We start from the raw sequence: 26,221 nt of genomic DNA on the forward strand, positions 1-26,221 counted from the left end.
GAAATTGGCGGTTTTTAAATTCTCTAAGATCACAAATTGTGATCTTAGAGAATGGGGGATTAGCTGTGACTTAATTACCAATTTTCAGTATTCAATATAATTTAAACACTGAATCTATGGAACTGATCGCTATACAAAACAAAGTGTTCACGCTTCGTGGACAGAAAGTTATGCTGGATTTCGATTTGGCAGAAATGTATGAAGTTGAAACGAAAGTTTTAAAACAAGCTGTCCGTAGAAATAGAGATAGATTTCCCGACGACTTTATGTTTGAAGTTACCAGAGCGGAATATAATTCTCTAAGGTCACAAATTGTGACCTTAGAGAATGGCAAAGGAGAACACAGCAAATATTTACCTTTTGCATTTACAGAGCAAGGTGTTGCAATGCTTTCAACCATACTGAAAAGTAAGAAAGCACTTCAAGTAAACATCACCATTATGCGCGCCTTTGTCATGATCAGGCAATATTATTCGGATTCAACGGAATTGAAACAGCGTATTGAAAGCCTGGAAAATGAGATGCAGGTGAAATTTAAAGACATTTATGAAGCGTTGAATTTTCTATTAAATCCGCCTAATCCTGAACGCAAAGCGATAGGGTTTAAAAATAGCCACGAATAATATTCAAATCTTGAGATCACAAACTGTGACCTCAAGATGGATGGAAATACCAATTAAATTCCCCAACATGCATATTTTTTAAAGACATCTTAATTCTGAAATTGTAACTTTGGTGTTTCTGCAAAGTTTCGAATAAGCATAATCTGTTTTTAAATCTATGAATGGCCTGACGGATAAAGAATTTTGGTTGAATTATTGGGAAAGTAAGACCGGACTCGTTTTTAGCATCCCTGATAATTATCCGTTCTTGTCTCTTTTAAAAAAACTGGTTACGACAAATCAGGTAAAGAATCTGCTTGAAATCGGTGGATTTCCCGGTTACTATTCCGTTTGGGCGTTTAAGAATTTAAAGATTAAAACCGATCTGCTGGATTTCGTCATTCATCCGAAGATTCTGCATGATCTTGAAAAAGCGAATCAAGTTGCCGAAGGTTCGGTCGGGACGATTGAAGCGGATTTATTCAATTATACTCCCGTTGGAAAATATGACCTCGTCATGTCAAACGGCTTGATCGAACATTTCCAAAACACCACAGAAATTATCCAAAAACATACTCAGTTTCTTTCTGAAAATGGAATCCTTTTTATTTCCCTGCCAAATTTCCAGGGATTAAACGGTTGGTTTCAAAAGACATTTGACCGCGACAATTACGACAAGCATTATATTGAAAGTATGGATCTGGTCTATCTGCGTAACATTTGCCAAAATCTCGGATTGAAAGATATTGAAGTTTATTATTCCGGCCGCTTTATGCTTTGGCTGGAAAATGAAAATAAACAGCCTGCCTGGGTGCAGGCTTTCCGCAAATCTACCTGGTTTACATTGAAGGTTTTCTCCAAGTTTTTTCCGTTTGAAACAAAGGCATTGTCGCCTTACATCGTCATAACTGCCCGTGCATGAACGTAGTTTTTATCAATACCAGCGACAGTAGCGGCGGCGCGGCCATCGCTTGCTCCCGACTGCAAAAGGCTTTGGAAAAACATTCGTCCATTAAAGGCGATATACTGGTTCAGGAAAAAAAAACGGATAATCCGGCTGTTACAACAATCGCAAATACTTCGTTAAAAAAACAATTTGTCTGGGCGAGATTTATCGCGGAACGACTTTTGTTTCTACCCTATGAACGGTCAAAAGAAATTCGTTTTCTGTTTAATCGTGGGATTGTTGGTGTGGATATAAGCAAACATCCGCTGGTTCAAAATGCAGATATCATTCATTTACATTGGGTTAACTTTGGTTTTTTATCAACTGATTCGATAAAAAAATTATTGGCGTTAGGAAAACCTGTCGTCTGGACTTTCCATGACATGTGGCCTTTTACAGGTGGCTGTCATCATAGTGGCGAATGCGAAAACTACCAGATTGAATGCGGAAACTGTAAGTTTTTGAAAAATCCGGGTGGAAATGACATTTCCAGAAAAGACTGGTTTTCCAAAAACTCAGCTTATCAACCCAATCATTTTACAGCGGTTGGTTGCAGTCAATGGTTGACAAAAAGAGCCCGAAACAGTAGTCTGCTTAATGGATTTAAGATTGAATCGATTCCTAATCCAATTGACATCAGCGTATTTTCGCCGATCTCAAAAACGGAAGCGAGACAGCAATTAAATTTACCAACAGACAAACATTTAATCCTTTTCGCAGCCATGCGTATTAACGCGCTGATGAAAGGATTTTCCTATTTTCAGGAGGCATTATCTCAACTTAAAAATCAATCCACAGAGCTTTCCGAAAATATTGAGCTCCTGGTTTTCGGTCAGGCGGAAGACGAAGTGTTAAATCAATTATCATTTAAGACACACAAACTCGGACATTTGTCCGATATAAAACAAATCGGTTTGGCTTACAATGCTGCCTCGGTTTTTGTAACGCCTTCGCTGGAAGAAAATTTACCGAATACCATTATGGAATCCTTCGCTTGCGGAACGCCGGCTGTTGGGTTCAGCATAGGTGGAATTCCGGAAATGATTGATCATCAGCAGAACGGATATCTTTCAGAATACAAATCTGTTGAGTCGCTTGCGACAGGAATTCAGTGGGTTTTGGAAAACAATAAGGACGGAGAAATTTCTAAAAAAGCACGGGGAAAAGTTTTGGGAAGTTACGCGGAAAATATTGTCGCGTCTCAATATGAAACACTGTACAAATCATTGTTAAAAAACAAATGACAAGGCAGTTTTCATATCTTTTACCTATGTCTGAAAACTCAAATACCGAATATAAAAGCAGTTTCAGTGACGCTGTGATTGAAACGTTGGTAGCCTTTGCCAACACCAAGGGCGGACAAATTTTTATTGGTTTGAATGATGACGGTGAACCCGTCAAAAATTTCGTCATCCGGGAAGAAACTGTTCAGCAATGGCTTAATGAAATTAAACACAAAACACAGCCTTCGGTTATTCCGGATTCTGAACTAATTGAAGTCGAAGGAAAAGAAATTATTTCACTCTCGATTAAAGAATTCCCAATCAAACCGGTAGCCTTTCGCGGACGTTATTTCAAACGCGTCCAAAACTCAAATCATCAATTAAATTTGAGCGAGATTTCGGATATGCATCTTAAAACTTTCAACACAAGTTGGGATAGCTATGCAACGAACGACTACAAACTCGACGATATTTCGCTGGAAAAAGTAAGTTCGTTTATAGAAAAGTCTAACATACTTAAAGAAAGTCCGTTGCAGGATGATCCGTTAACGGTTTTGAACAAATTTGAACTGATCAAAGAGTCAAAAATAGCCAACGCCTGTCATCTCTTATTTGCGAAAAATGATGTGTTTCTGGCCACGATTGAATTGGGAAGATTCTCTGCTCAAACCTTAATAAAAGATGGCTTAACGCTACGCAGCGATTTATTTTCTCAAATCGAAGATGTATTAACTTTCGTCAAAAAACATATAAACAAAGAGTATATCATAACCGGTAATCCTCAACGCGAGGAACGTTGGGAATATCCTCTGAATGCAATTCGGGAGATCATTATTAACATGATCGTCCACCGCGACTACATGCATTATGGTGATTCCTCTGTTAAAGTTTTTGATCATCATATCGAATTTTTTAATCCAGGCGCATTGCCACAATCTATTTCCATTGAACAATTACTCAATGGCGATTACACTTCGCAGGCAAGAAATAAAAAGGTATCTTCGATTTTCAAAGAAGCTGGTGTTATTGAAAAATATGGTTCAGGTATTAAAAGAATTCAAAATGCCTTTCTGAGTTATGGTTTGGAAGCTCCCGTTTTTGAAAATTTTCAGCACGGTTTTAGAGTTATTGTTTCTACACAAACTGTGCTGAAAACTGTGGAGAAAACTGTGGAGAAAACTGTGGAGGAAACTGTGGAGAAGACTGTGGAGAAAACCGATAAAATCATTCTTAATTTGATTAAATCCGATTCCCGCATCACCGCAAAAGCGATTCAACAAATTACCGGATTAAGCAGACGAGGTATTGAATGGCAGATACAAAAGCTAAAAGAACAAAAAATAATAAACCGGATCAGGCCAGATAAAGGTGGTTACTGGGAAATCATAAAAGACGAATGATTCGGACTCATTCAAAAACATAAGCGGATGCCTTTACTAACAATCGTCACCATTACCTACAACGCGGAACGCTACCTGCCCAGAACGCTGAAAAGTGTTGAGAAAGCATTGGCAAAACTGGCGGATAAAACCGTAGCTGAATATTTGATTATTGACGGCGGCTCTAAAGACGAGACCTTACACATTGCCAGTCAATTCGATTTTATTTCAAAATTAGTTTCTGAACCGGATCGCGGACTGTATGATGCGATGAATAAAGGTTTAAATCTCGCTACAGGTAAATATTTATGGTTTTTAAATGCCGGGGATGAAGTTCAGGATGAGCATATTTTAAGTCAATTAATTTCTGCTTTTAAAAGTAACGCTGATGTCTATTACAGCGATGCGTTACTCGTACGTGAAGACGGCACCGAAGTTGGATTGAGAAGCAAATTTACCCCTCACGATTTACCCAAAAATCTTACCTGGAAAGATTTTGCGCTGGGGATGAAAGTTTGTCATCAATCTTTTATTGCAAAAAAAGCAATTGCCCCAGCTTACGATCACACCAATCTAAGTGCTGATATTGACTGGGAAATCTCCTGTTTAAAAAACTCAAAAAAGATACAGTATCTGGATTTTATTCTTTGTAGATATTTAATGGGCGGGCTGTCAATACAAAATCACCGTCGGTCTTTATTAGATCGGTATAATGTTTTGAAAAAGCATTTTGGCCTGATTCCTTCACTTTGGAATCATGGAATTATTTTCTGGCGTGGATTTTGGTTTGCAAGGAAGAATGGAAAATATTGGTAGGAAATGATAATATTCAAATTGTTTACTTTTTAACCTTCCACAAATAGATATTCCATATTATAAAAGATATCCCGAGCCCGATAAGCCAAAAACGGTAATAGAAATTTATCAAATTACTTATGTCCTGATCAATATCGCAAAAGCCTATCACCGTTTTAACGATAATTGAAATAAAAATTAAATACTGAAAGAACTTGTTTACAGATTTCATATGAATCGTTATTAGCTCCAAGTATTAAGCTTAAAACGAGCTGGCCGCCTTAGTTTTATAGTTTATTTTATCGATCGAATTTTCAACTTATATGCTATTTTTTTGAATCCAGAAATGAGGCTTTAAAATACCTTGTTCCCCAAAATGGAATAAACATCTTCCAAAAATTCTTCCTCGTCAGTTTATCCAAGTAAATAAGTCGCAGTCCGCTTATACAAGGATGATAAAGAAATACGTAAACAGCGAGAGACACAACGAAGATATCAGAAGTGACAAAGCCGAATTTTGCAGCTGAGATTATTGCAGCAAGTGGGAGAAAGATCAATCCATAAAAGACAAGCTTATTTCGTATTGTCATGTAGCGAGATTTATTTTATGTGAATTACCTCGTATACGCCCAATTCGTCAAAAAGTCACATAAAACAGGAAAGATCTCTTGAAGCCCAAAAGATCTTTCCTGTTTTAATTAAAAATTTGAAATTATCGTATCTTGATAATCAAGGTCTGGCAGCTGTTATACTATTTCAAAAACTATAAGTATATGTTATTCCCACGGATATAACCATGTAATCCAGGTTCTGCCATCTTTTGCACTTACCATATCGTAAGTTATCCCTGATGTTTGGATCAAATAATAACCATTCACTTCCTCGACCTGTGGCTCAACTTTTGTATTCATAAGTTCATTTGTCCCGTATTGACCTAGAACTGAAAAGGTAACCCTTCCATCCGTTTTAAAAGATGGTACAACAGCAGGCCCCATTAAATCATTTCCGTCATAAGCCGCAAAAGCGTCGTACGTCGTGCCGGAAGATGACGCAATGGCTGGAAAAAAGAGTAAATAGTCAAAATTAGGTATTGATGTAACGCCAAAGAAATCCTCCTTCCCTTCCGAGGTAAATCCTGTCAAGGAAATCCAATACGAACCTTTTTCCGCAGCAAAATTCCACCATCTCCTAGCCGCTGCAACATCCACTTTTAAAGGTTTTGCGGCTTCAACAACCGTTACCTTATTCCCGGCAGCGGTCATTCCGAGGGATAACCTTGACTCATCCCAGGTCAAATCCGTAAATCCGGTAATAGTCTGTGAACCGTTCACAAATGGGGTGATGAAGGAAACGCCGGTTGAACTGTAATAATAATCGGTGGTGAATGTATTGACAGTAGTACCGACAAGCCAGTTCAAAGTAACGGTCCTTGCCGACTGATTCACTGCAATTTCATAAACAACACCTCCAATGGTAACTCGTTTGAAGTAGGTCAAATACTTCGAAATATTGGAAAATAAAAGGCTCTTGGCTAGTCCACCATTTCCGTAAGCAGCGGCTTCTTCCTGCGTCGCTTTTATCAGAATCAGTTTGCTCTGGTTTTTTGTTCCGGTTAAAGTGATATTTTCGGTATTTAAGGAATCGGTGTTGAACGAAAATTCATAATCGGACCTTAATCCGTCGCCATAAGATCCACCATTTACACTGCCGTCAGGATCGGCCAATACATGCAGGTAAGAGTAGGTATCAAATATCAGCGAAGGCGTCTGCATCGCTTTTAGCCTGTAACTGCTTTCCTTGGACGTAACCGCAGATTCAGAAGCGAAGTCAGAGTACATCACTACCCGGTTCTGATCATTGAATTTGAAATAAAAACTGTATACGCCTCCGCCAGCCGGATAGATGATCGCCTTCCAGCCATATTGCGCTGCTATTAACTCCTGCTGATACGCCGTAACCGTTTCATTAATGCGCTGGTCTACCGTCTGTTCAAAAACATCATTATCTTCGCTGCAAGACCAAAGCCCTGCAATGAAAACCAATAACAGATAGGAAAGATATTTATTTTTCATCGTGATTTTCTTTGAACGAACAGTGATTATAACAAGGGAACCAGCGCAGCGCGGGTTTTCTTTTGTAATGCATAAAAATCAATATTCCACGCCGTTTTGTAATAATTTACGACAATAGCTTCCTTACGCCGCAATTTTGCCTGAGCGTCTGCCTGGCTTGTTCCGTTCACACTAAAACCGGCCGGAATAGAATTGATCAGCTTATCCCATCCGGACCTGCCTTCAACAAGCATCGTCGCCACTGTCTCCACAAAATCTTCGTCAAAGGCGGAACTTGCATAGGACGTAATAAAACCATCCCGGCGAGCCTCTGCATCAGAAACATTGATCCAGTTTTGACCCTGGTACAGTCCTCTGCCAATTTCCTTAAATTCAACCGGGTATAGGATCGTTTGGTGTAAAATGTGAGCGAACTCGTGCTGTAAAGTATGCGTTGATTGTTTTACATTGGCAGAATCCCGTGCTGCTATGTAACCGCTCATGCCTCTTACCCGGAAATTATTAACATCGAACAGCACGATTTTCCTTCCACCTTCCGCTTGCCCTAAAATCACCGATCCGTCTGACTGATACTGTACGCTACCCGACATAATAAATGTTTTTGGCGAGTATTTGTTAAAAAAAACGCGTCCTGCCTGGGCAATGTACGGGTTGATCCAGGTGCTTAAAACAGCCCTCGTAACCGGAATAATCTGCTCCTCCTTCGGAGGGACGAGTGTTTTGGTGACATCTCCGAATTCAAACTGATCCCATCTGTATTTCATGATGATGTTATACGGGGTCGTCAGGCTATCCGAAATGTATTTATCAATGGCAGTTGGCGGGATCACCTCTCCGCCCAGGCCAGAAATTTCTTCCACATTTTCAAGCTTGTCTTCTTTGCATGAACCAAACAGCAAGGTCAATGCCATGGCCGCAAGAAAAGGTCTGAATGTAATTTTTATCTTCATTTTTTCTTCAATTTAGATCAAGTTCAAAAGCCTGGCGAATTTGAACATTTTGATTAATATCTATCTTGGATTTAACTGTATACCTGACTGAACCACAGACTGTGGCAATTGCAACAATCTTTTGGGATCATCGATGTCTACTGTAATAACCTGGCCGTTGCGGGTTGCATGTGTAACACCAATTCCATAACGAAGCATATCAAACCAACGCATACCTTCCTGTGTAAATTCAATTCGCCGCAGATCAGCAATGGATATTAATAATCCAAGTGAATTGTTTTGCGTGGAATTACTTAACCCGTAATAACTACGAATTTTTGGGAGCGTTACGGTCTGAGTACCCGCATCATAATTTCTCAAACGTTTGCTCATAAATAAATTGATATCTGCCAATGCGGCTGTACCATTTCCCAGATACAAGTTAGCCTCAGCACGATTGAATAGAACTTCCTCGGCTGTAAACAAAGGCACCATCACATAGGGATCACCGATTTCGGCGTTGACAGATTGTTTAACGAAATATTCTGTAAATTTTGGAATCAATAAATTGCCCTCTCCCTGCGTATAAACAGGATATGCCCAGCTCGCATTAGTGCCTGTTAGTCCGGAGACTTGGCTGATCTCGTTCCACTTTGAATTAGTCAGGCCATAGCGATATCGGGCAACGAAACGACCAAACAACGAGCTTGTTTCAACAAGTAGCAGATTAGCCTGTTCGCTGGCTCTGGTATATCTCTTGAATAAACCATCAGGCGTTAACGATAAATAATCGGTATTCCAGGGCCTTAAATTTGCAGCAATATCTCCTGATGGAAATACGCTGTTCGCATACGAAAGTGTCTTGGCGTAATCACGTTTAACCAGGTAAAAACGAGAAGCAAAAGCGTTAGCTGCGGCAATATTAAAATGATATTTAGGAACTGTGTAGGAGACATCCTTGATCAAGGGCAACCCTTCCACCAAATCCTTCTCGATCATTTCGTAAACATAAGCCACCGTTCTCCTTTCATATTGTTTGACTACGACGTCTTCCGGAACTGTCACATAGGGTATTCCCGGATCGGTTGAAGCTGTTTCAGGATCATAAAATTTCGAAAAAAAGCTCACCAGCATAAAATGCGCATAGGCTCTCGCGACCAACGCCTCTCCCTTTTGCGCTGAAAAAATCGAAGGGTCGGGTGCTTCACTGATTACCTGCAACGCAAGGTTCGCCGCTGCAATGGCTTTATAGGCTCTCGCCCAATACATGTCAGGGGAATCCGGAATATCTACAGGAGCGTCAACTACTTCAAAAAGATAAGAGCCACGGTTGACTCGGTCGTCCTCTCCTACTCCTTTATCATCAGAGTTATCGCTCATGGCTTCACTAAAAACCACATAACCGCCCTGAGGATAGGCTGTGGTCAACAATTGAGAAACCTGTTCAGGGGTTTTAAGCGTGGCTCGGGTACTATCTGGTTCTGTTGATAAAAAATCATTACACCCAAGCAGGGCAAGCAACGGTGTCAATAAGAAAATTCGATTTATATATTTCGTTTTCATATCTGATCTCTTCTGTTATAAAGTAAATTTAAGCGCTACCGTAAATTGCTTTTGAATAGGCTGCGCCACACCACCGGTATTAAAGAATTCCGGATCCTGCCCTTTCAGCTTTTTGTCAGCATAAATAAGCCAGGGATTAATGGACGAAATCTGGATAGAAGCCGCTGTCATACCTAATTTCTGAATTGCGGTCAAAGGAAAACGGTAAGCAAGTGATACCGATTTTAACCGAACAAAATTTCCGCTGGCAACACGCTGACTGGAATAATTGTAGGTTGTATAAGGATAAATACCAGCCAGATATTGATTTTGCAAAATATCAGGAATAGATGGAATATTAGTAATTTTTTCGTCACCAGGCATTTGCCACCGATCGTTAAATTCTTTCGGAGAAGCATCAAGATCACTGAAAGATGGCCGTGAATTATCTGTCCCTTTGTATAGCGGATTAAGACGGATTTTATTCCCTGCCTGTCCTGTTAAAAATACGTTCAACGTAAACTCGCGGTAAGTAAACGCATTATTCAAACCACCCGTTAGCGGAGGATCCACGGGTCCTTCATATTTTAGATTAGCTGTATTTAAATCCTGAAGATATACATCAGAGCTAACCTCTCCTTCTTCATTCAAAAATGTTGGAACGCCTGTTTTAGGGTTCAGACCGCGATAATCTACGGAGAACAAACCTCTGACCGGATAACCCTGAATATTGGCACCCTCTGCTTTTACCATATCAAAAATGGTTGGCAGGTTATCTACGCTGGTGATTTTTGTATGCGCATACCCCGCTGTAAAACGCGACCGCCACGACCAGTACTTTGTTTTAGAAATCACAGCTTCCAGTGAAAGGTCAATTCCCTTTGACTGCATGTCGGCGTAGTTGGCAATTTTATACGTCTGCCCACCGATCCCGGAAGTTTTAATTCTGTCAATCAGATCAAAACTGTTTCGCAGATAGACGTCGGCAGTAATGTTGAATCGATTCCTTAAAAGTCCAAGATCAAGACCTATATTTCCACTGTATAATTTTTCCCAGGTAAGTTCAAGATTGGCCAGAGAAGCCAGGTCAATGGCAGATTCCTTTTCATCTGTATAAGGACGATTGGTAACCAAACTTTTAAGCAACACGGCTGAATTGGTTGCAGGGCCTGTACTGGCCGTTAGTCCATAACTTCCCCGAAGTTTTGCATAACTGACCCATGTCAGATTTTTGATAAATTCTTCGCGGTCAAGGTTCCAGGAACCGGCAACTGTCCACGTCGGTAACCAGCGACCAATGGCAGATTTACCAAAACGATTGGAGCCATCGTAACGCGCATAGGCAGTGAAGTTGTATTTATCATCCAGCGTATAACCCAAACTTGCATAAAATGCCGCAAAACGGTCGAAGCTTTTTTCCATTTCAAAGTATTGGAAATTACTTTCAATGGTTTGTTTTAAAATCCGGTAGTCAACAAATGGAGTTCCGCCCTGGTCATATTGATAGCCATAACCAGTATTGTTTGCGTTTTGTCTGTTGGTAAATTTAATTTCCTGACCGACCAGCGCACTGATGGCATGTCTTTCAGAAAAAGTTTTGTTGTAGCGCAGGTTATTCCTTACGTTGTAAAAACTCATTTCATCCTCATTGCGGTTATAAAAACCACCTCTGGGCAAAACCACCACCGGATAAGCATCAGGATCGTCCGGGTCACTGTATAAAAATTTATTTTTAAGGGCAATCGTAGAATTTCCTGCTGCGCGGTAAGCGTTGGCCATGTTGGAATTCTCGGTGATCTGATGCTCCTGACCAGTCTTGATATAACGGAGCGCGCCCACAAAATCATAAGAAATATGAGGCGTGATTTTGTAACCCAGATCAGCCTGTAACCGGATATCAACCAGATCCAGGTCGATGTAGTTATTTTCAAGTTCTGAAAGTATATTAAACGGTGCAAAGTTTCTTCTAAAAAACTCGCGGTTGCCATTTTCGTCAAACGCAGTCAGTGTACGGCTGGTATTTAGCGCATAACTGAAAGGATTAATATCAAAGTCTCGTCCATAAGTCCCATCCACCGGATTGGCCTGACGGGTCAGAGAACCCGGGGCGCGCTGATTACGGACCGACGACAATGTTGAAAATCCGAGGGTGAGTTTGTCTGATAAATTGTAGGTATTTCTGAAATTCAGTGTGTAACGTTTCACTTTGTCAACGACAGTCCAGCCGTTATCATTCAAGAAACTTGTGGAAAAATAAGATTGAGATTTATCTGTTCCGAAGGATACACTCAGCGAATGTTCCTGCACAAAATTATTTTTGAATAATACATCAAACCAGTCCGTATTGGCCCCTGCATAACGCAGCAGGTAATCTCTTTTTGCCTGCGGAGTATTGGGTATTCCAAAAGAACCGTCGTCGGTTGCATTTAATAAACTGTAATATTTCCCATAAACGCCATAATCGGGATTATCCAGAACATTGGAGTTCAAATATCCCTTTCTTTCCAATTCTCCTAAAACAGACATCTGTTCAGCAGAATTCATAATATTGAAATTCCGGTAAGAAGGTTTCAGCTGGGTACTGAAATTGCCTGAATAACTGATAACCGGTTTCCCCGACTTTCCCTTTTTCGTGGTGATCACGATAACGCCGTTCATTGCACGTGCTCCGTACAACGCTGCGGCTGCGGCATCTTTCAGGATATCAAAAGATTCAATATCATTTGGGTTAAGTCCGGCAACAGCAGAACCCAGCAAGGTTGTGGGGTCACCACTGGAAAGCTGATCGTTGGAAATATTAACAATATCTTCCAAAACAACTCCGTCAACTACCCAGAGTGGCTTATTATCACCATTTAAAGAAGTAGCACCTCGGATACGGATTTTCGGCGCAGCACCGAATGTTCCGGAAACGTTTTGGATAGAAACCCCGGCAGCACGTCCTTCAAGCATACGGCTTACATCCGGCAGTCCGTCGATTCGAATATCATCCGTTTTTAAAGTTACGGCAGAACCCGTAAACTTATCTTTGTCAATTTGCTGAAAACCAGTGATAACGACATCCTGAAGGCCTACCGCATCCTCAGAAAGTTCTATGCTGACAGATCTGGCAGCTGGTACTTCTGCTGGAAGAAAGCCGATCATGGTCACGACCAGCGTCGCGGTTTCGTTGACATCGGGCAGCACAAATTCACCTCGTTCGTTACTTACAGTACCTTTTGCCACGCCCTTAACCCGAATCGTAGCACCGATAAGGAGTTCTCCGGATTTACTCTTCACTACCCCACGTACTTCAATATTTGCAGCTGAGACCTGCGTTGAGATGATGGTAAAAACTGCACAAAAAAAGGTACTTAATAAGAACGCAAAGAATGGCCGGAAGCCATTGATCCGATAAAAAATCCTCATACGTGAATGAAAGTAAAGTTCTTTATTAAATAGGTCTTGACTTTAATGAATCCAATAATACAACTAAACAAAATAATAAACGAGATTTTTTTCGGCGGAGTATCTTCAAACTGATAATATAATTTTGACCAATAAAATTTTTCTTATCGATCAAAATACCAAATTTGTACTAAATAAAGGACTTACTCAAACAAATTCAGCATATGTAGGGGTGGTAATGTTTAAATTTACTAAAAAAATAAATACTCACAATAAATCCATACTTAATTTATTTCAGTGACTTATACTTTTTGGCGGTCTCTTAAAGCCATGCCAATTAACTCAGCAGTATTTTTAACATTCGCTTTACGCATAATACTCGCGCGCTGATTCGCCACAGTGTTTGAACTGATTGCAAAATGCTCTGCGATATCTTTGCTGCTCATGCCTTCTGTCAGACATTGTAAAATCTGCTGTTCACGGGGCGTCATTTTGTTCCAGACCGAATGGCCGCCGGTGGTAGGTTTAATTTCAGGTTCTTCCTCCGGTTCTCTTTGTGAAGTGATAAGATTCCGGATAATGATGGAGGACGCATTGGGAGGGTAATACAATTCACCGGCCGCCACACTGCGTACCGCTTTAAGGATTTCATCACGGCCAGTATCTTTTAATAAGTAGCCAGCGGCACCACTTTTAACAGCCGACAAGATATAATCAGGATTGTTATGCATGCTAAAAACCAGGACTTTTACTTCCGGATAAACTGGAACAAGCGCTTTGATGGCTTCAATTCCTGACATTCTGGGCATTGTAAGATCCAGCAGAATGACATCTGGACTCAAAGCCTGCACACGATCCAGCACCTCATCTCCATCGGAAGCTTCGCCGACTATCAGGATATCTTCCTCGTCCTCTAACAAGGTGATAATGCCTTGCCTTACCACTGAATGATCATCAACGACCAGTATACGTATTGCCATCTCGCCAGGGTTATGATTTACACATGAAGATTAATTACCAGTTTGGTACCAGAGTCCACTTTTGATATAATTTCCATTTTACCGTTGAGCAATTGCGTACGCGTTCGAATATTTTCAATTCCGTTTTGTGTCAAAAAAGATTCGGTTTTATTTTTCAAATTACTAATTAAAAATCCTTTCCCATCATCCTCAATCTCCAAAACTATCTGATTCTCTGTTTGTTCTAATTTTATCTTTATATTATCCGATTCAGCATGTTTGACCGCATTATTCAAAGCTTCCTGCGCAATTCTGTAGAGCCCGATTTCCACAGGTCGGGCCAGTACGATACGGCCCTTTACACCCTCATATTTTATTTTGATTCCTGATATTTCTGAGGTTTGCGCGCAAAGCAAATTTAACGCTGCACTTAAACCAAAATCACTCAGAACGGAAGGCATAAGATTATAAGAAACCTGGCGGGTTGTCTGGATAGTATCCTGAATTAACGTGACCAACCTATCAAAACGAAGCCGCTGTTTTTCATCATCAAACTGCATTTGTTTTAGTTTTTCGGCCTGAAGTTTCAGTCCGGTTAACATCTGTCCGATACCGTCGTGCAATTCCAGTGCAAAACGTTTTCGCTCTTCTTCCTGCCCTTCGATAATGGCCGCTGCTCTGACGCGGTCTTCTGCCAGTTGCAGCTGATACTTTTCTTCCTCGCTTCTTACCAGGTCGTCCTGCGCCCGAATAAGCTGACTGTTAACCACTTTCAACTTTTTATTTGCCACGCGCACAGCATCTTCGGATGCTGCCAGCAAACGAACGACCCGTCGTGTGGTGTTTACGACGGGCCGGAAAATCAAAATCCCTTCTGCCAGAAGGACTAATAATGTAAGAATGTCAAGAATCCATTCGATCTGCTCCAAAATCCTGATCCTTCCGTAACTTTCTTTATCAAACTGAAAAACAATAGCTTCCATTTGACTGAGAAATACAGGCTCGGTTGAAAGAATCGTTTGAAGTGCCATTTTCTTTTCTTCTTCCGAAACTGCCTGACTGTCGACGATCAGAAAATTTTTATACATTGTCTGGAAAACCGGTTCCAGATCTTCGTACATGTTTTTTATCGAATCACTTTTTAAAACCACAAATTCACTTTCCATCTTGATTCTGCCGCGAAGCAACTGTTCATGGCTCACTTTCCAGACTTGAAGCAGCGAATCGATTTTGCCCGGATCAGTTGTTGGAATTTTTTCAGTTTGTAAAATAGCAAGCTTTGTCAAACGCTGACTTAACATGCGTTGACGACCGGCAACGTTTACTACCCGACTGTCGTGATTTAGATTATTAATCGTCCTTCTGATTAAGAAAAGTCCGCTGACCGTCAGCACGGCGACCAAAGTCAGCGCGACGATATAATATCTTGTCAAACGATCCGCAACCTGACTTTCGAGTTTTTCCATTTTTACTACAAACCAATATAAACCTGATTTTCCCTGACGATCACAGGAAAGGTATTGATTTTATATTCGTCATCGGTCAGGCATTGCCCGCTTTTTAAGGAGAAAGTTTTTTTGTGAAACGGGCAGGCCACCTTAGGTTCCTCTCCCTGACTTCCGATCATTCCGCGGCCTATGGCCATTTGCTGGCGGTGTGGGCACTGGTTGTCAGTAGCATACCACTCGCCTCTTCGGGTAAAGTTAAAGATAGCGATTTGTTTTCCTTCGATTAAGGCGCAGCCTCCGCCGTCTTCCGGGATGTCGTTGACGTTGCAGGCGAGGTGCCAGGTTATTCTGTCTTTTGTGTTATGTGTTGGTTCCATGATGATTTTTTATTGGAATGAATCGTTGGTGTTGTCAACATGCCGGGGCCATCGGCCGGTGCCCCGACGTCGATATCCCGGGGCCATTGGGCGGTATCCCGACGACGATATTCCGGAGCGATCCGGCGGTATCCCGACGACGATATCCCGGGGCCATCGGCCGGTGCCCCGACGACGATATCCCGGTGCCATCGGGCGGTATCCGACATCGATATCCCGGAGCCATCAGGCGGTGCCCGATGCTAAGATATGTCGGCCTTTCAGGCCTCTTTGGCTAGACCCATTCTTTGGCTCGTTTTTGGGTCCTCATTTCTTCGAATGTTATGGTCGGATCTTTTTCAGGGACGTTTACGAAATGATTGTAGCGTTTTCTTAATTCCGGACTGTCCACAACTTCTTTCCATTCACATTTGTAGTTGTTGATCAACGTTTGCATTTCTTCTTCAAATGCGGAGGCTAATCCTAACAAATCGTCAACAACAACCGCTTTCAGATATGACATACCGCCTTCCATTTTATTCAGCCAGGTGGCGGTTCTTGTTAATGGATCAGCCGTTTTGATATAAAACATGAGGAATCTGTCGATCAGTTTTATACAGGTTTCCTTATCAACATCAGAGGCCAGCAAATGCGCATGTTGAGGTTTCGAACCACCATTGCCGCAGACATATAAATTCCATCCTTTTTCGGTAGCAATGATACCAAAATCCTTACTTTGCGCCTCCGCACATTCGCGGATACATCCAGAAACCGCCGATTTGAATTTATGTGGGGCACGAATTCCTTTATATCTATCTTCAATTTCAATAGCGAAAGAAACAGAATCCTGCACCCCAAATCGGCACCAGGTTGATCCAACACAGCTTTTTACAGTACGTAATGCTTTTCCATACGCATGACCGCTTTCAAAACCGGCATCTATCAGTTCTTCCCAGATCAAAGGCAGGTCATTGACATGCGCACCAAAAAGATCAATCCTTTGTCCGCCTGTAATTTTAGTATACAGATTATATTTTTTGGCAACCTGTCCGATCACAATCAGTTTATCCGGGGTAATTTCCCCGCCCGGAATTCTTGGAACCACTGAATAGGTACCACCTTTTTGTATGTTTGCGAGATACCGGTCGTTAGAATCCTGGATAGGCGCGCGGTCTTTTGTCAAAACATTTTCATTCCAAAGACTGGCCAATACCGACGCAACAAGCGGTTTACAAACTTCGCAACCGTCTCCATGTCCAAATTCATTCAGCACTTCCCCATACGTTTTCAACCCGTTCATTTTCACCAGATCCAATAATTCCTGGCGGGAATGGTTAAAATGTTCACAAATAACCGTTTTGATATACTGCCCATTTTGCTTCATCACACCCTGGATAATATCTTTTACCAGCGGCACACAACCACCGCAGCCAGTACCGGCTTTGCAGGATTTTTTAAGCAGATCCATCGTATTATTGCCTTTTTCGCCAATTTCATGACAAAGCATTCCTTTTGTAATCGCTTCGCAGGAACAAATCAGAGCATCGTCTGGCAAACTCATCACACCAAGTCCAGCTTCTTCCCCGCCTCTTGACCCTAAAATAAGATCCTCGGAATCAGGAGGCAAAATTGTTTTATTCTTACAGGTTTGCAGAAGCATATTATATTGCTCCGCATCGCCTACCAGAATCCCACCCAGTAATTCTTTGCCATCCGGCGAAACATTGATTCTTTTATAAATTCCTTTTGCTTTGTTCTCGTATCGTATTGTTCTGCAAGCCGGTTCCTCTATAAACGGGTCACCGAAACTGGCTACATCGGTTCCGATCAGTTTTAGTTTTGTCGACATATCGTAAGGCAAAAATTCCTTATCAATACCTGTTAAAGCATTGGCTACCACATCAGCCATTTCATAACCGGGAGCGATCAATCCGTAGATCATGTGATGCGCCAGCGCACATTCACCTATGGCAAAAATATAAGGATCAGAAGTTCTTAATCCGTTATCTACAATGATCCCGCCGCGAGGATGTGTTTCCAGTCCCGCTATTTTTGCCAGTTCATCACGCGGACGAATACCGGCAGAAATAACCAGCATATCCACGTCCAGGAAAGTATTATCGACAAACTGCATCCCTTTGATACAATCGTCTCCAACGATTTCCTGTGTACTTTTGGCCAGATGAATATTCAAACCAAGCGATTCCAGCTGACTTTGCAGTATCCTCGAACCTGCATCATCAATTTGCCTTGGCATTAAGCGGGAGGCAAATTCCACCACATGGGCTTCTTCCAACCCCAAATCCAGTAACGCTTTGGCCGCTTCCAGACCAAGCAAACCACCACCCAAAACGGCACCTCTTTTTGCCTTGCGGGCATAGGCCTGAATAAGCTCCAGATCTTCAATAGTACGGTAAACAAAAACACCATCCTTTTCCACACCGGGAATAGACGGAACAAACGCGCCTGAGCCAGTTGCCATGATCAGATAGTCGTAATGTACTACATGTCCATGATGAGATCTTACCAATTTTTCTTCTCTGTCGATATCCACAACAGGATCTGAGAGAAATAGTCTGATGTTATTTTCATCATACCATTCTTTACTCGCCATTGTAAGATCGTCCGCAGATTTACCAGCAAAATATTCACTCAAATGCACGCGATCATAAGCCACACGAGGTTCTTCCCCAAAAACCGTCAGCATGAATTCCTGATCATTTTTTTTCTTGGCCAGCAATTTCTCGCAGAATTTGTAGCCAACCATACCATTACCAATGATAACAATATGCGTGTTTGTGTTTGCTTTCATAGTTATAAGTAACTATTAATTTTGAATAACCCTGTTGTTTTATTGTACTTTTTATATAATTAAGTATTTCAACTATCTAATAGTACATGTCAAAATTAAAGTGTGTTTTTCATAAATCCTAACTTTTAATTCTAATTTAAGTTTAAAAAGATACTTAATTTTTGGCAAAAGTGTTGTTTTGTAAAATATTGATGCTAATTTTGAACCAACAAACAACAATAGTTACTATTTACTATTCATAGTACATTTCTAATATTCACCAGAACATATATAAAAGAGATGGAGCCGAAACTTACACTCGTGGGAGCAGGTCCGGGAAACGGAGAGCTGATTACTTTAAAAGGAATCAAAGTTTTAAAAACAGCCGATGTCGTTTTATACGACGAGTTGGTCAGCACCGAGATTCTTGATTTTGCACCGGAAGCAGCTATGAAAATATATGTTGGAAAAAAAGTGGGTGAAGCCTCTTTTTCTCAGGATGAAATCAACGGACTGATCGTGAAGCTTGCCCGGAAACGAGGCCATGTTGTTCGTTTGAAAGGCGGTGACTCCTTCGTATTCGGACGTGGTCATGAAGAAATGGAATATGCACGTGATCATGACATTATCTGCGAAGTAATTCCTGGTGTTTCAAGCTGTATCGCCGTTCCGGCTTCCCTGGAAATTCCGGTTACCAGACGCGGGGTAAGTGAAAGTTTCTGGGTCATTACCGGAACGACCAGAAATGGGGAGCTGTCGGATGATATGCGGTTGGCGGCTCAATCCAAAGCAACCATCGTGGTTTTGATGGGCATGAATAAACTTGATGAAATTTGTGATTTATATAAATATTTTGGCCGCGGACATTTGCCTATGGCGGTGATCCAGAATGGTACGCGACCGGAGGAAAAAAGTGTGATTGGGCAGGTTTGGGAAATGCCACGATTAGTGAAAGAAAATAAACTGGGCACACCGGCAATCATTGTGCTTGGAGAGGTTGTAGGATTGCACCCATCCTATGCGATGGAGTATTTGCAGAGCGCGAATCTGGCCTCTTAAAATAAAAGCCGATCCGGTGTGGGGACACCAAAATCGGCTTATGTGTTATCCCAACTGGGCTATTCAAACCTCGGGATGTTGTTCATGTATCACACAAACGCACCAAATAAAATGGAAAAAATAACATAAAACAAATTCCTGTGTATCCGGAGCGCAAAGGGTTGCCTCTATGAACGAATTCTGCCATCATCATGGCAACAGTTACTTTTTTCATTTTATCACAGATTCAAATGAAAACAAAAATCTACCTCCTGATTACAGGGGCTGCACTACTTATGTCTTTTCTGCTACCGTCACAATCAAAGGCGCAGTTAAGTATTTCCGGCCAGCTTCGTACACGTTCTGAACTTTTGGATGGACAAGGTTCGCCTCTTTCCAAAGGAAACAAACCCGCATTTTTCACTTCGCAGCGCACGCGGTTGAATGTTGGATACAAAGGTTACCGCACAAATTTTTACATTTCAGCGCAGGATGTAAGAGTTTGGGGACAGGACGCTTCTACCAACAACCGTGTCGTAAATGCAAATTTAAATGGTTTTATGTTGCACGAAGCCTGGGGCGAAATCAGTTTACTGGACACCAACAATACCAAACTGGGCAAAGAACTTTCTATTAAAATCGGGCGCCAGGAATTACTTTATGACGACAGCCGTTTGCTTGGAAATCTTGACTGGTTGCAACAAGCTAGACGTCATGATGCGGCTATAATCAAGTATAACAACAAAGGTTTTACCGCGCATTTGGGCTTTGCGTATAACCAGAACAGTGAGTTAAAAACAGGCACTTTGTATAATGGCGTACCCAACGGGTATCCCGCCGGAACGAATGGAATTGGTTCGATGTATAAATCGATGCAGTTTGCTTATTTAAGTAAAAAGCTAAGTCAGGGGAATGTCTCATTTTTGGTATTAAAAGACGATTTTCAGAAATATACTTTGACTGCAACAGGCACAAAAACGCTTGAAAGAGGCGTGAACAGCCGGGTAACATTGGGACCTTTTATTCAGACGAAATTGGGGAAAAACTGGAATTTTGCCGCCAGCGGTTATTTGCAGCAAGGAAAAGATAAAGATGGCGTCCGGCTATCATCTTATATGTACTCTGTAAAAGCTATTTACGACGTGAACAAGTTTATCAGCCTCGGCCCAGGATTTGATTATACTTCCGGCAGTGGTTCAGGCAGTACCAAAAACAGAAGTTTCGACCCGCTTTACGGCACACCACATAAGTTTTGGGGACAAATGGATTATTTCTACACCGCAAACGGATTCGGAAAAGGCGGACTTTCAGACCTATACCTAACAAGTTTAATTAAAGCATCTCCAAAGCTCTCTATCCAGGCTGATTTGCACCAGTTTTCAAGTGCAGCACAGATAACCAACTCCAAAGATGAAAAACTAAGCAGTAATTTTGGGGAAGAACTGGATATTATCGCCACCTATAATTTAACCAAAACGATCAGTTTTCAGGGCGGATACTGCACCTTTTTACCAACAAATTCACTGGCCCAGGTAAAGGGAGTAACAGATCCAAAGAAAATGGCCAACTGGGCATATCTGATGATCAGTATCAAACCAGACTTCCTGAAATAATCGCTCATCATATAGATTTCAAATTCTGCATCACGCTTATTATCAAAAGTTTAAAACGTACTGAACTATGGAAATGTCGAATAAACCGTTAGAGAAATTAAATATTTTCAGCGCGAAAGGCGTACAAATGCGCACTTTCCACCTGACCTGGATGGCTTTTTTCCTTTGCTTTTTCGGCTGGTTTGGATTGGCTCCGTTGATGACCGTTGTTAAAACAGATTTAGGCTTAACAAAAGGACAGATCGGAAATATCATCATTGCTTCCGTAGCCGCAACCGTCATTGCCCGCATCGCTGTTGGGAAACTTTGTGATTCCTGGGGACCAAGAAAAACGTATACAGCACTTTTAGGAATCTGTTCCATACCGGTTATGACTGTCGGCCTGGTTCACTCCTATGAAGGATTTTTACTTTTCAGATTAGCGATTGGAGTAATCGGTGCCTCGTTTGTAGTCACACAATATCATACATCGGTGATGTTTGACAAGAAAATTGTTGGAACGGCCAATGCGGTGGCAGGGGGCTGGGGAAATCTTGGTGGCGGTGTTACGAATATGGTGATGCCTTTGATTTTCGCAGGGTTTATCGGCGCAGGTTATTTACCTGAATCGGCATGGCGTTTGGCGATGATCGTACCAGGTGTCGCTTTATTTATTTTTGCTTTTGTTTATTACTTCTACACCAAAGATACCCCAGCGGGAAATTTTGACGAGCTTCCTGAATCGACACAAAACTCAACAGTCAAAGTAAAAGGTACTATGACGATGGCGATGAAAGACCCTCGTACCTGGGCACTTTTCCTTGCATACGGGGCTTGTTTTGGTATTGAAATTACGTTTGATAATATCGCAGCTTTATACTTTTTTGAAAATTTCAACGCAACACTGGCAGTTGCCGGAATCCTTGCCGGAACCTTTGGTTTCATGAATTTATTCGCCAGAGCTTTAGGTGGAATTGTAGCGGACAAAGTGGGTTTGAAATACGGTATGCTTGGCAAAGGCCGTTTATTAGCACTTTTGCTCGCTTTGGAAGGAATTGGCATCGCGCTTTTCGCACAAAGCTCTACCCTGACAATCGCCGTAATCAGCATGTTATGTTTTGCCATGTTTTTGAAAATGGCGAATGGCGTTACTTATGCCATTGTTCCTTTTGTTAATCAAAAAGCAATCGGCTCAGTAAGCGGAATTGTAGGAGCCGGTGGAAATGTGGGCGCTGTATTAGCAGGTTTTCTTTTCAAATCAAGCTCAATTTCTTACTCTCAGGCTTTTGTCTATATCGGTGTTGCGATTGCCTGCGTGGCAGCGATTGTCGCTTTGGTCAATTTTGATAAAATAAGAATGGCCGTACCCGAAGCCAGTACTCTGGAAACTGCGAATTCTTAATTACTACAAAAAAAATAAACCGGCTGTTATGAAGAATTCCTCTGATACCTTCAAATCTACCTGTTGCTATTGCGGCGTGGGTTGCGGCGTAGTTGTGACAAAGGAAGCTAACGGCCAACTGAGCCTGGAGGGAGATAAAGAACATCCCTCCAGCAAAGGTATGCTTTGTTCAAAAGGAATGAATTTGCATTACACGGTGATGGATCAATCGGACCGATTGCTGTATCCACAAATGCGGCTAAACCGTTCGATGCCTCTGCAACGGGTTACCTGGGACGAAGCGCTGGACCGAACTGCTGCTGTTTTTAAAACACTGATCAAAAAATTCGGCCCGGATTCCGTTGCTTTTTATGTGTCCGGACAATGTCTGACGGAAGAATATTATCTGGTTAATAAGCTGATTAAAGGATTTATTGGATCCAATAATATTGATACCAATTCCCGGCTATGCATGAGTTCTGCGGTGGTTGGTTACAAACTTTCACTCGGCGAAGATTGTGTGCCAGTTTGTTATGACGACATTGAAGAAGCGGATGTTTTTTATGTAACGGGTGCAAATCCGGCCTGGTGCCATCCGATTTTATGGCGAAGAATTGAAGCACATAAAGCAGCTAATCCGAATGTAAAAATTATCTGTGTTGATCCGCGTAAAACAGATACAGCCCGCTCGTCAGATCTTCATTTGGGCATAATTCCGGGAACCGATATTGTTTTGAACAATGCCATCGGACGGATCCTGATTGAAAAAAAATATATCAACCAGGATTTTATAGAAAATCATACCGACGGATTTTCAAATTTTCAGGAAAAAGTTTTTGAAAGAACAATTGAGGAAGCTGCCGAAATCTGCGGAATTGATGCAAAAGATATTTATCAGGCTGCTGAATGGATTGGTGAGTCGAAGGGTTTTCTTTCTCTGTGGACGATGGGTTTAAATCAGTCAGTGATTGGCGTAAACAAAAATCTTTCGCTGATCAATCTGCATTTGATAACAGGTAAAATCGGTTCTCCCGGCAACGGTCCATTTTCTCTTACCGGACAACCAAACGCCATGGGTGGCCGGGAAACTGGCGGACTGGCCAATATTCTTCCTGCACATCGTGATGTGACCAATGTCATACACCGGGAAGAAATGGAGGCATTTTGGGATAGTCCGGTTAAAATTGCGCATAAACCTGGCTTCACTGCCACTGAAATGTTTGAAGCTTTGGCCGACGATCGGTTGAAGGCGATATGGATTATCAACACCAATCCGCTCGTAAGTATGCCGGATCTTAATATGGCAGAAAAAGCGTTGAAAAATTCACGTTTTGTGGTTGTTCAGGATGTTTCAAACCTGGCTGATACCGTTCACTTTGCTGATGTGGTTTTACCTGCGGCAGCATGGCTGGAAAAAGAAGGAACGATGACCAATGCGGAAAGGCGGATTACTTTTCTGCCAAAAGCACTTGAAGCACCAGGAGAGGCTTTACCAGACGCTGAAATCATCTGGAAATTTGCACAAAAAATGGGTTTCTCGGAGGCTTTTAACTACAAAAACACCTCGGAGGTTTATGACGAATATGTCAAAATTACCGCCAATACAAATGTTGACGTTTCGGGGGTAAGTTATGATTTACTGAAAAGTCAACGCAGTATTCAATGGCCTTTGGCTGCAATAAAATCAACTGATAACAAGACGGCAACAACTCCCGAAATAACCGATTCGCCAGCAATCGGAACGAAACGACTTTTTACGGACCACATATTTTACACTCCTAACAAAAGAGCTCAAATTTTCGCCATAACGGACGAAAATACCTCCGAACCATTAGATGAGAATTTTCCATTGGTACTAACCACCGGCCGTATCCGCGACCAATGGCATACGATGACGAAAACCGGTCGGGTCACAAAACTTAAACAACATATCCCACAACCATTTTTGCAGATTCATCCGAAAGATGCAGAATTGAGAAATATAACGGAAGGAAAACTTGTCGTGGTAAAGGGCCGTCGCGGAGATGTTCGCGTGAAAGCACAATTAACCGAGGACGTACGACGGGGATTATGTTTTTTGCCTATGCATTGGGGGAAAATTCTGGGAAGTAATTTAGGGCGGGCCAATAATCTTACAAATTCACTGGTTGATCCTCGTTCGAAAGAGCCGGATTTTAAATTTTCAGCTGTCGAAGTTTTATTGTACAAAAAACCTTTTGAAAAAATAGTCATTATAGGCGCCGGTTCTGCCGGTCTGGGTTTTGTAAATACCTACCGGACACTCAATCAGGACGACGAAATCCATGTCTTTTCAAAAGAAATATATCCGTTTTATAACCGTGTTTTGCTACCGGATTATATCAGCGGCGAACAAAGCTGGGAGCAGCTTGTGAAGCTTCGGGAAGATGAGTTTACAGATGCCAATATTGTTGTTCACAAAGGAATCAGTATTGTTCACATTGACCGGAAAAATAAAATCCTGACCGATAGTGAAGGCAATGAACATACCTATGACAAACTGATTCTGGGGATGGGAAGCAGATCTTTCAAACCTAAGGGCGTCCCCGAACTTCCTGGCATTTTTAATATGCGTTCAAGAATGGATGCAGACAAACTTTTACCTTTTGTAAACCAGACGGACGCTCATGCAGTGATTGTCGGTGGCGGGATTTTAGGATTGGAACTCGCTGCTTCTTTCCGCAAAATGAATATTCGCGTAACGGTTATCCAGAGAAGCGGAAGGCTGATGGAAAGGCAGCTGGACCCTCTGGCAAGTGAATTATTATACCAGGATTTGACGGATCGGGGTATTGAAATCTTCTTTAACGATGAAGTTTCAATCTATAACGGAACTACAAAAGTTGAAGGAATACTATTAAAATCAGGAAGAAAAATAGCGTGTCAGGTGGTTGTGCTGGCCATTGGAACGGTACCGGCCATTGAACTTGCACTGGACGCAGGAATCGAAAATAAACGGGGAATCCTCGTCAACGACTACATGCAAACCTCGGACGAATCCATTTTTACGGCCGGAGAAATTGCTGAGTGGCGGGGACAAATGTGGGGAATAACGCTGGCAGCGGAACAGCAGGCAGAAGTCGCTGCTCATTTCATAGCAGGTGATATTTCCAAGCCTTATCAGGGAAGCGTTTCCATGAATATCCTAAAAATGGAAGGCTTGCACATGAGCAGTATTGGTATGACGGAAGTACCTCCCAACGACCCGACTTACGAAGAGATTGTTTTTATAGATAAATCAAAAAGGTATTATAAAAAGTGTATTGTTCATCAGGACAGGCTGGTTGGTGCTATTTTGATTGGTGACAAAAATGAATTTCTGGAATTTCGGGATTTGATCGCAAAGGGAACAGAACTTTCTGAAAAACGGCTTCAATTGTTAAGAGCCAGCCAGCGTGTGGATCCTATGGAAGGAAAATTGGTTTGCTCTTGTAACAGTGTCGGACAGGGAAATCTGGAAAAAGCAATTCGGGATGGATGTGATGATTTCCAAAAACTTTGCCAGAAAACGGGTGCAGGAACGGGTTGCGGCTCATGCCGGCCGGAGGTTCGGGCGATCTTGGAACGAATTGAGATGGTGACGATCTAATGACTAAATGTGGTGATATAGTGGCCAATATCCAATAACGCAATAATCCAAACCCGATGTTGCGACCGCCCATATCCGATGTTGCGACCGCCCATATCCGATGTTGCGACCGCCCAAATCCGATGGGCGACCGCCCAAATCCGATGGGCGTTGCCCAACGCTAAAATATGGCGC

The 26,221-nt window shown here is 41.9% G+C and carries 17 protein-coding genes; 9 read left to right on the forward strand and 8 right to left on the reverse strand.

What is annotated here, in order from left to right; genetic code table 11:
* Nucleotides 1-116: 116 nt before the first annotated feature.
* The 5 genes from AC1XUO_RS02225 to AC1XUO_RS02245 all read left to right on the forward strand — a co-directional run bounded on the left by AC1XUO_RS02225 (nt 117) and on the right by AC1XUO_RS02245 (nt 4,966).
* On the forward strand, nt 117-623 hold the full coding sequence (locus AC1XUO_RS02225; protein WP_483328124.1) for an ORF6N domain-containing protein: 507 nt from the start codon (nt 117-119) through the stop codon (nt 621-623).
* A 157-nt stretch (nt 624-780) separates the two neighbouring features.
* Nucleotides 781-1,524 (forward strand): class I SAM-dependent methyltransferase, encoded by a 744-nt coding sequence (locus AC1XUO_RS02230; RefSeq protein WP_483328125.1) that lies wholly within the window; start codon nt 781-783, stop codon nt 1,522-1,524.
* Nucleotides 1,521-2,792: a glycosyltransferase family 4 protein gene (locus AC1XUO_RS02235; RefSeq protein WP_483328126.1), complete on the forward strand. Its 1,272-nt coding sequence runs from the start codon at nt 1,521-1,523 to the stop codon at nt 2,790-2,792. The genes AC1XUO_RS02230 and AC1XUO_RS02235 overlap by 4 nt, the downstream gene beginning before the upstream one ends.
* Nucleotides 2,793-2,818: 26 nt before the next feature.
* On the forward strand, nt 2,819-4,171 hold the full coding sequence (locus AC1XUO_RS02240) for an RNA-binding domain-containing protein (protein WP_483328127.1): 1,353 nt from the start codon (nt 2,819-2,821) through the stop codon (nt 4,169-4,171).
* Between the two features lie 27 nt (nt 4,172-4,198).
* Nucleotides 4,199-4,966: a glycosyltransferase gene (locus tag AC1XUO_RS02245; protein WP_483328128.1), complete on the forward strand. Its 768-nt coding sequence runs from the start codon at nt 4,199-4,201 to the stop codon at nt 4,964-4,966.
* A 755-nt stretch (nt 4,967-5,721) separates the two neighbouring features.
* Here the strand turns inward: AC1XUO_RS02245 and AC1XUO_RS02250 are convergent.
* From AC1XUO_RS02250 to nirB, 8 genes are all read right to left on the reverse strand, one after another.
* The gene (locus AC1XUO_RS02250) at nt 5,722-7,017 is read right to left on the reverse strand and encodes a DUF4302 domain-containing protein (protein WP_483328129.1); all 1,296 of its coding nucleotides are present in this window, start codon (nt 7,015-7,017) and stop codon (nt 5,722-5,724) included.
* 26 nt (nt 7,018-7,043) lie between these two features.
* Nucleotides 7,044-7,967, reverse strand: a complete 924-nt coding sequence (locus AC1XUO_RS02255; protein WP_483328130.1) for a zinc-binding metallopeptidase — start codon at nt 7,965-7,967, stop codon at nt 7,044-7,046.
* A gap of 60 nt (nt 7,968-8,027) precedes the next feature.
* Complete coding sequence (locus tag AC1XUO_RS02260) at nt 8,028-9,509, reverse strand: RagB/SusD family nutrient uptake outer membrane protein (RefSeq protein ID WP_483328131.1); 1,482 nt, start codon at nt 9,507-9,509, stop codon at nt 8,028-8,030.
* 15 nt (nt 9,510-9,524) lie between these two features.
* Nucleotides 9,525-12,896: a SusC/RagA family TonB-linked outer membrane protein gene (locus tag AC1XUO_RS02265; protein ID WP_483328132.1), complete on the reverse strand. Its 3,372-nt coding sequence runs from the start codon at nt 12,894-12,896 to the stop codon at nt 9,525-9,527.
* Between the two features lie 281 nt (nt 12,897-13,177).
* Entirely contained in the window at nt 13,178-13,855 is a 678-nt protein-coding gene (locus AC1XUO_RS02270) for a response regulator transcription factor (protein WP_483328133.1), read from the reverse strand.
* A 17-nt stretch (nt 13,856-13,872) separates the two neighbouring features.
* Nucleotides 13,873-15,300 (reverse strand): ATP-binding protein, encoded by a 1,428-nt coding sequence (locus AC1XUO_RS02275; RefSeq protein WP_483328134.1) that lies wholly within the window; start codon nt 15,298-15,300, stop codon nt 13,873-13,875.
* Nucleotides 15,301-15,305: 5 nt separating this feature from the next.
* The gene (nirD, locus tag AC1XUO_RS02280) at nt 15,306-15,659 is read right to left on the reverse strand and encodes a nitrite reductase small subunit NirD (RefSeq protein ID WP_483328135.1); all 354 of its coding nucleotides are present in this window, start codon (nt 15,657-15,659) and stop codon (nt 15,306-15,308) included.
* Nucleotides 15,660-15,933: 274 nt separating this feature from the next.
* A complete protein-coding gene (gene nirB / locus AC1XUO_RS02285) occupies nt 15,934-18,450 on the reverse strand; it encodes a nitrite reductase large subunit NirB (protein WP_483328136.1) in 2,517 nt (838 codons plus the stop codon).
* Nucleotides 18,451-18,729: 279 nt separating this feature from the next.
* Between nirB and cobA the strand changes: the two genes are divergently transcribed.
* The 4 genes from cobA to AC1XUO_RS02305 all read left to right on the forward strand — a co-directional run bounded on the left by cobA (nt 18,730) and on the right by AC1XUO_RS02305 (nt 26,047).
* On the forward strand, nt 18,730-19,488 hold the full coding sequence (gene cobA / locus AC1XUO_RS02290; RefSeq protein ID WP_483328137.1) for a uroporphyrinogen-III C-methyltransferase: 759 nt from the start codon (nt 18,730-18,732) through the stop codon (nt 19,486-19,488).
* A 230-nt stretch (nt 19,489-19,718) separates the two neighbouring features.
* Nucleotides 19,719-21,080, forward strand: a complete 1,362-nt coding sequence (locus AC1XUO_RS02295; protein WP_483328138.1) for an alginate export family protein — start codon at nt 19,719-19,721, stop codon at nt 21,078-21,080.
* Between the two features lie 67 nt (nt 21,081-21,147).
* Entirely contained in the window at nt 21,148-22,461 is a 1,314-nt protein-coding gene (locus AC1XUO_RS02300; RefSeq protein ID WP_483328139.1) for an MFS transporter, read from the forward strand.
* A gap of 28 nt (nt 22,462-22,489) precedes the next feature.
* Nucleotides 22,490-26,047, forward strand: a complete 3,558-nt coding sequence (locus AC1XUO_RS02305; RefSeq protein ID WP_483328140.1) for a molybdopterin-dependent oxidoreductase — start codon at nt 22,490-22,492, stop codon at nt 26,045-26,047.
* Nucleotides 26,048-26,221: the final 174 nt, after the last annotated feature.

Source organism: Dyadobacter sp. HNCC25DJ186 (assembly GCF_056895235.1).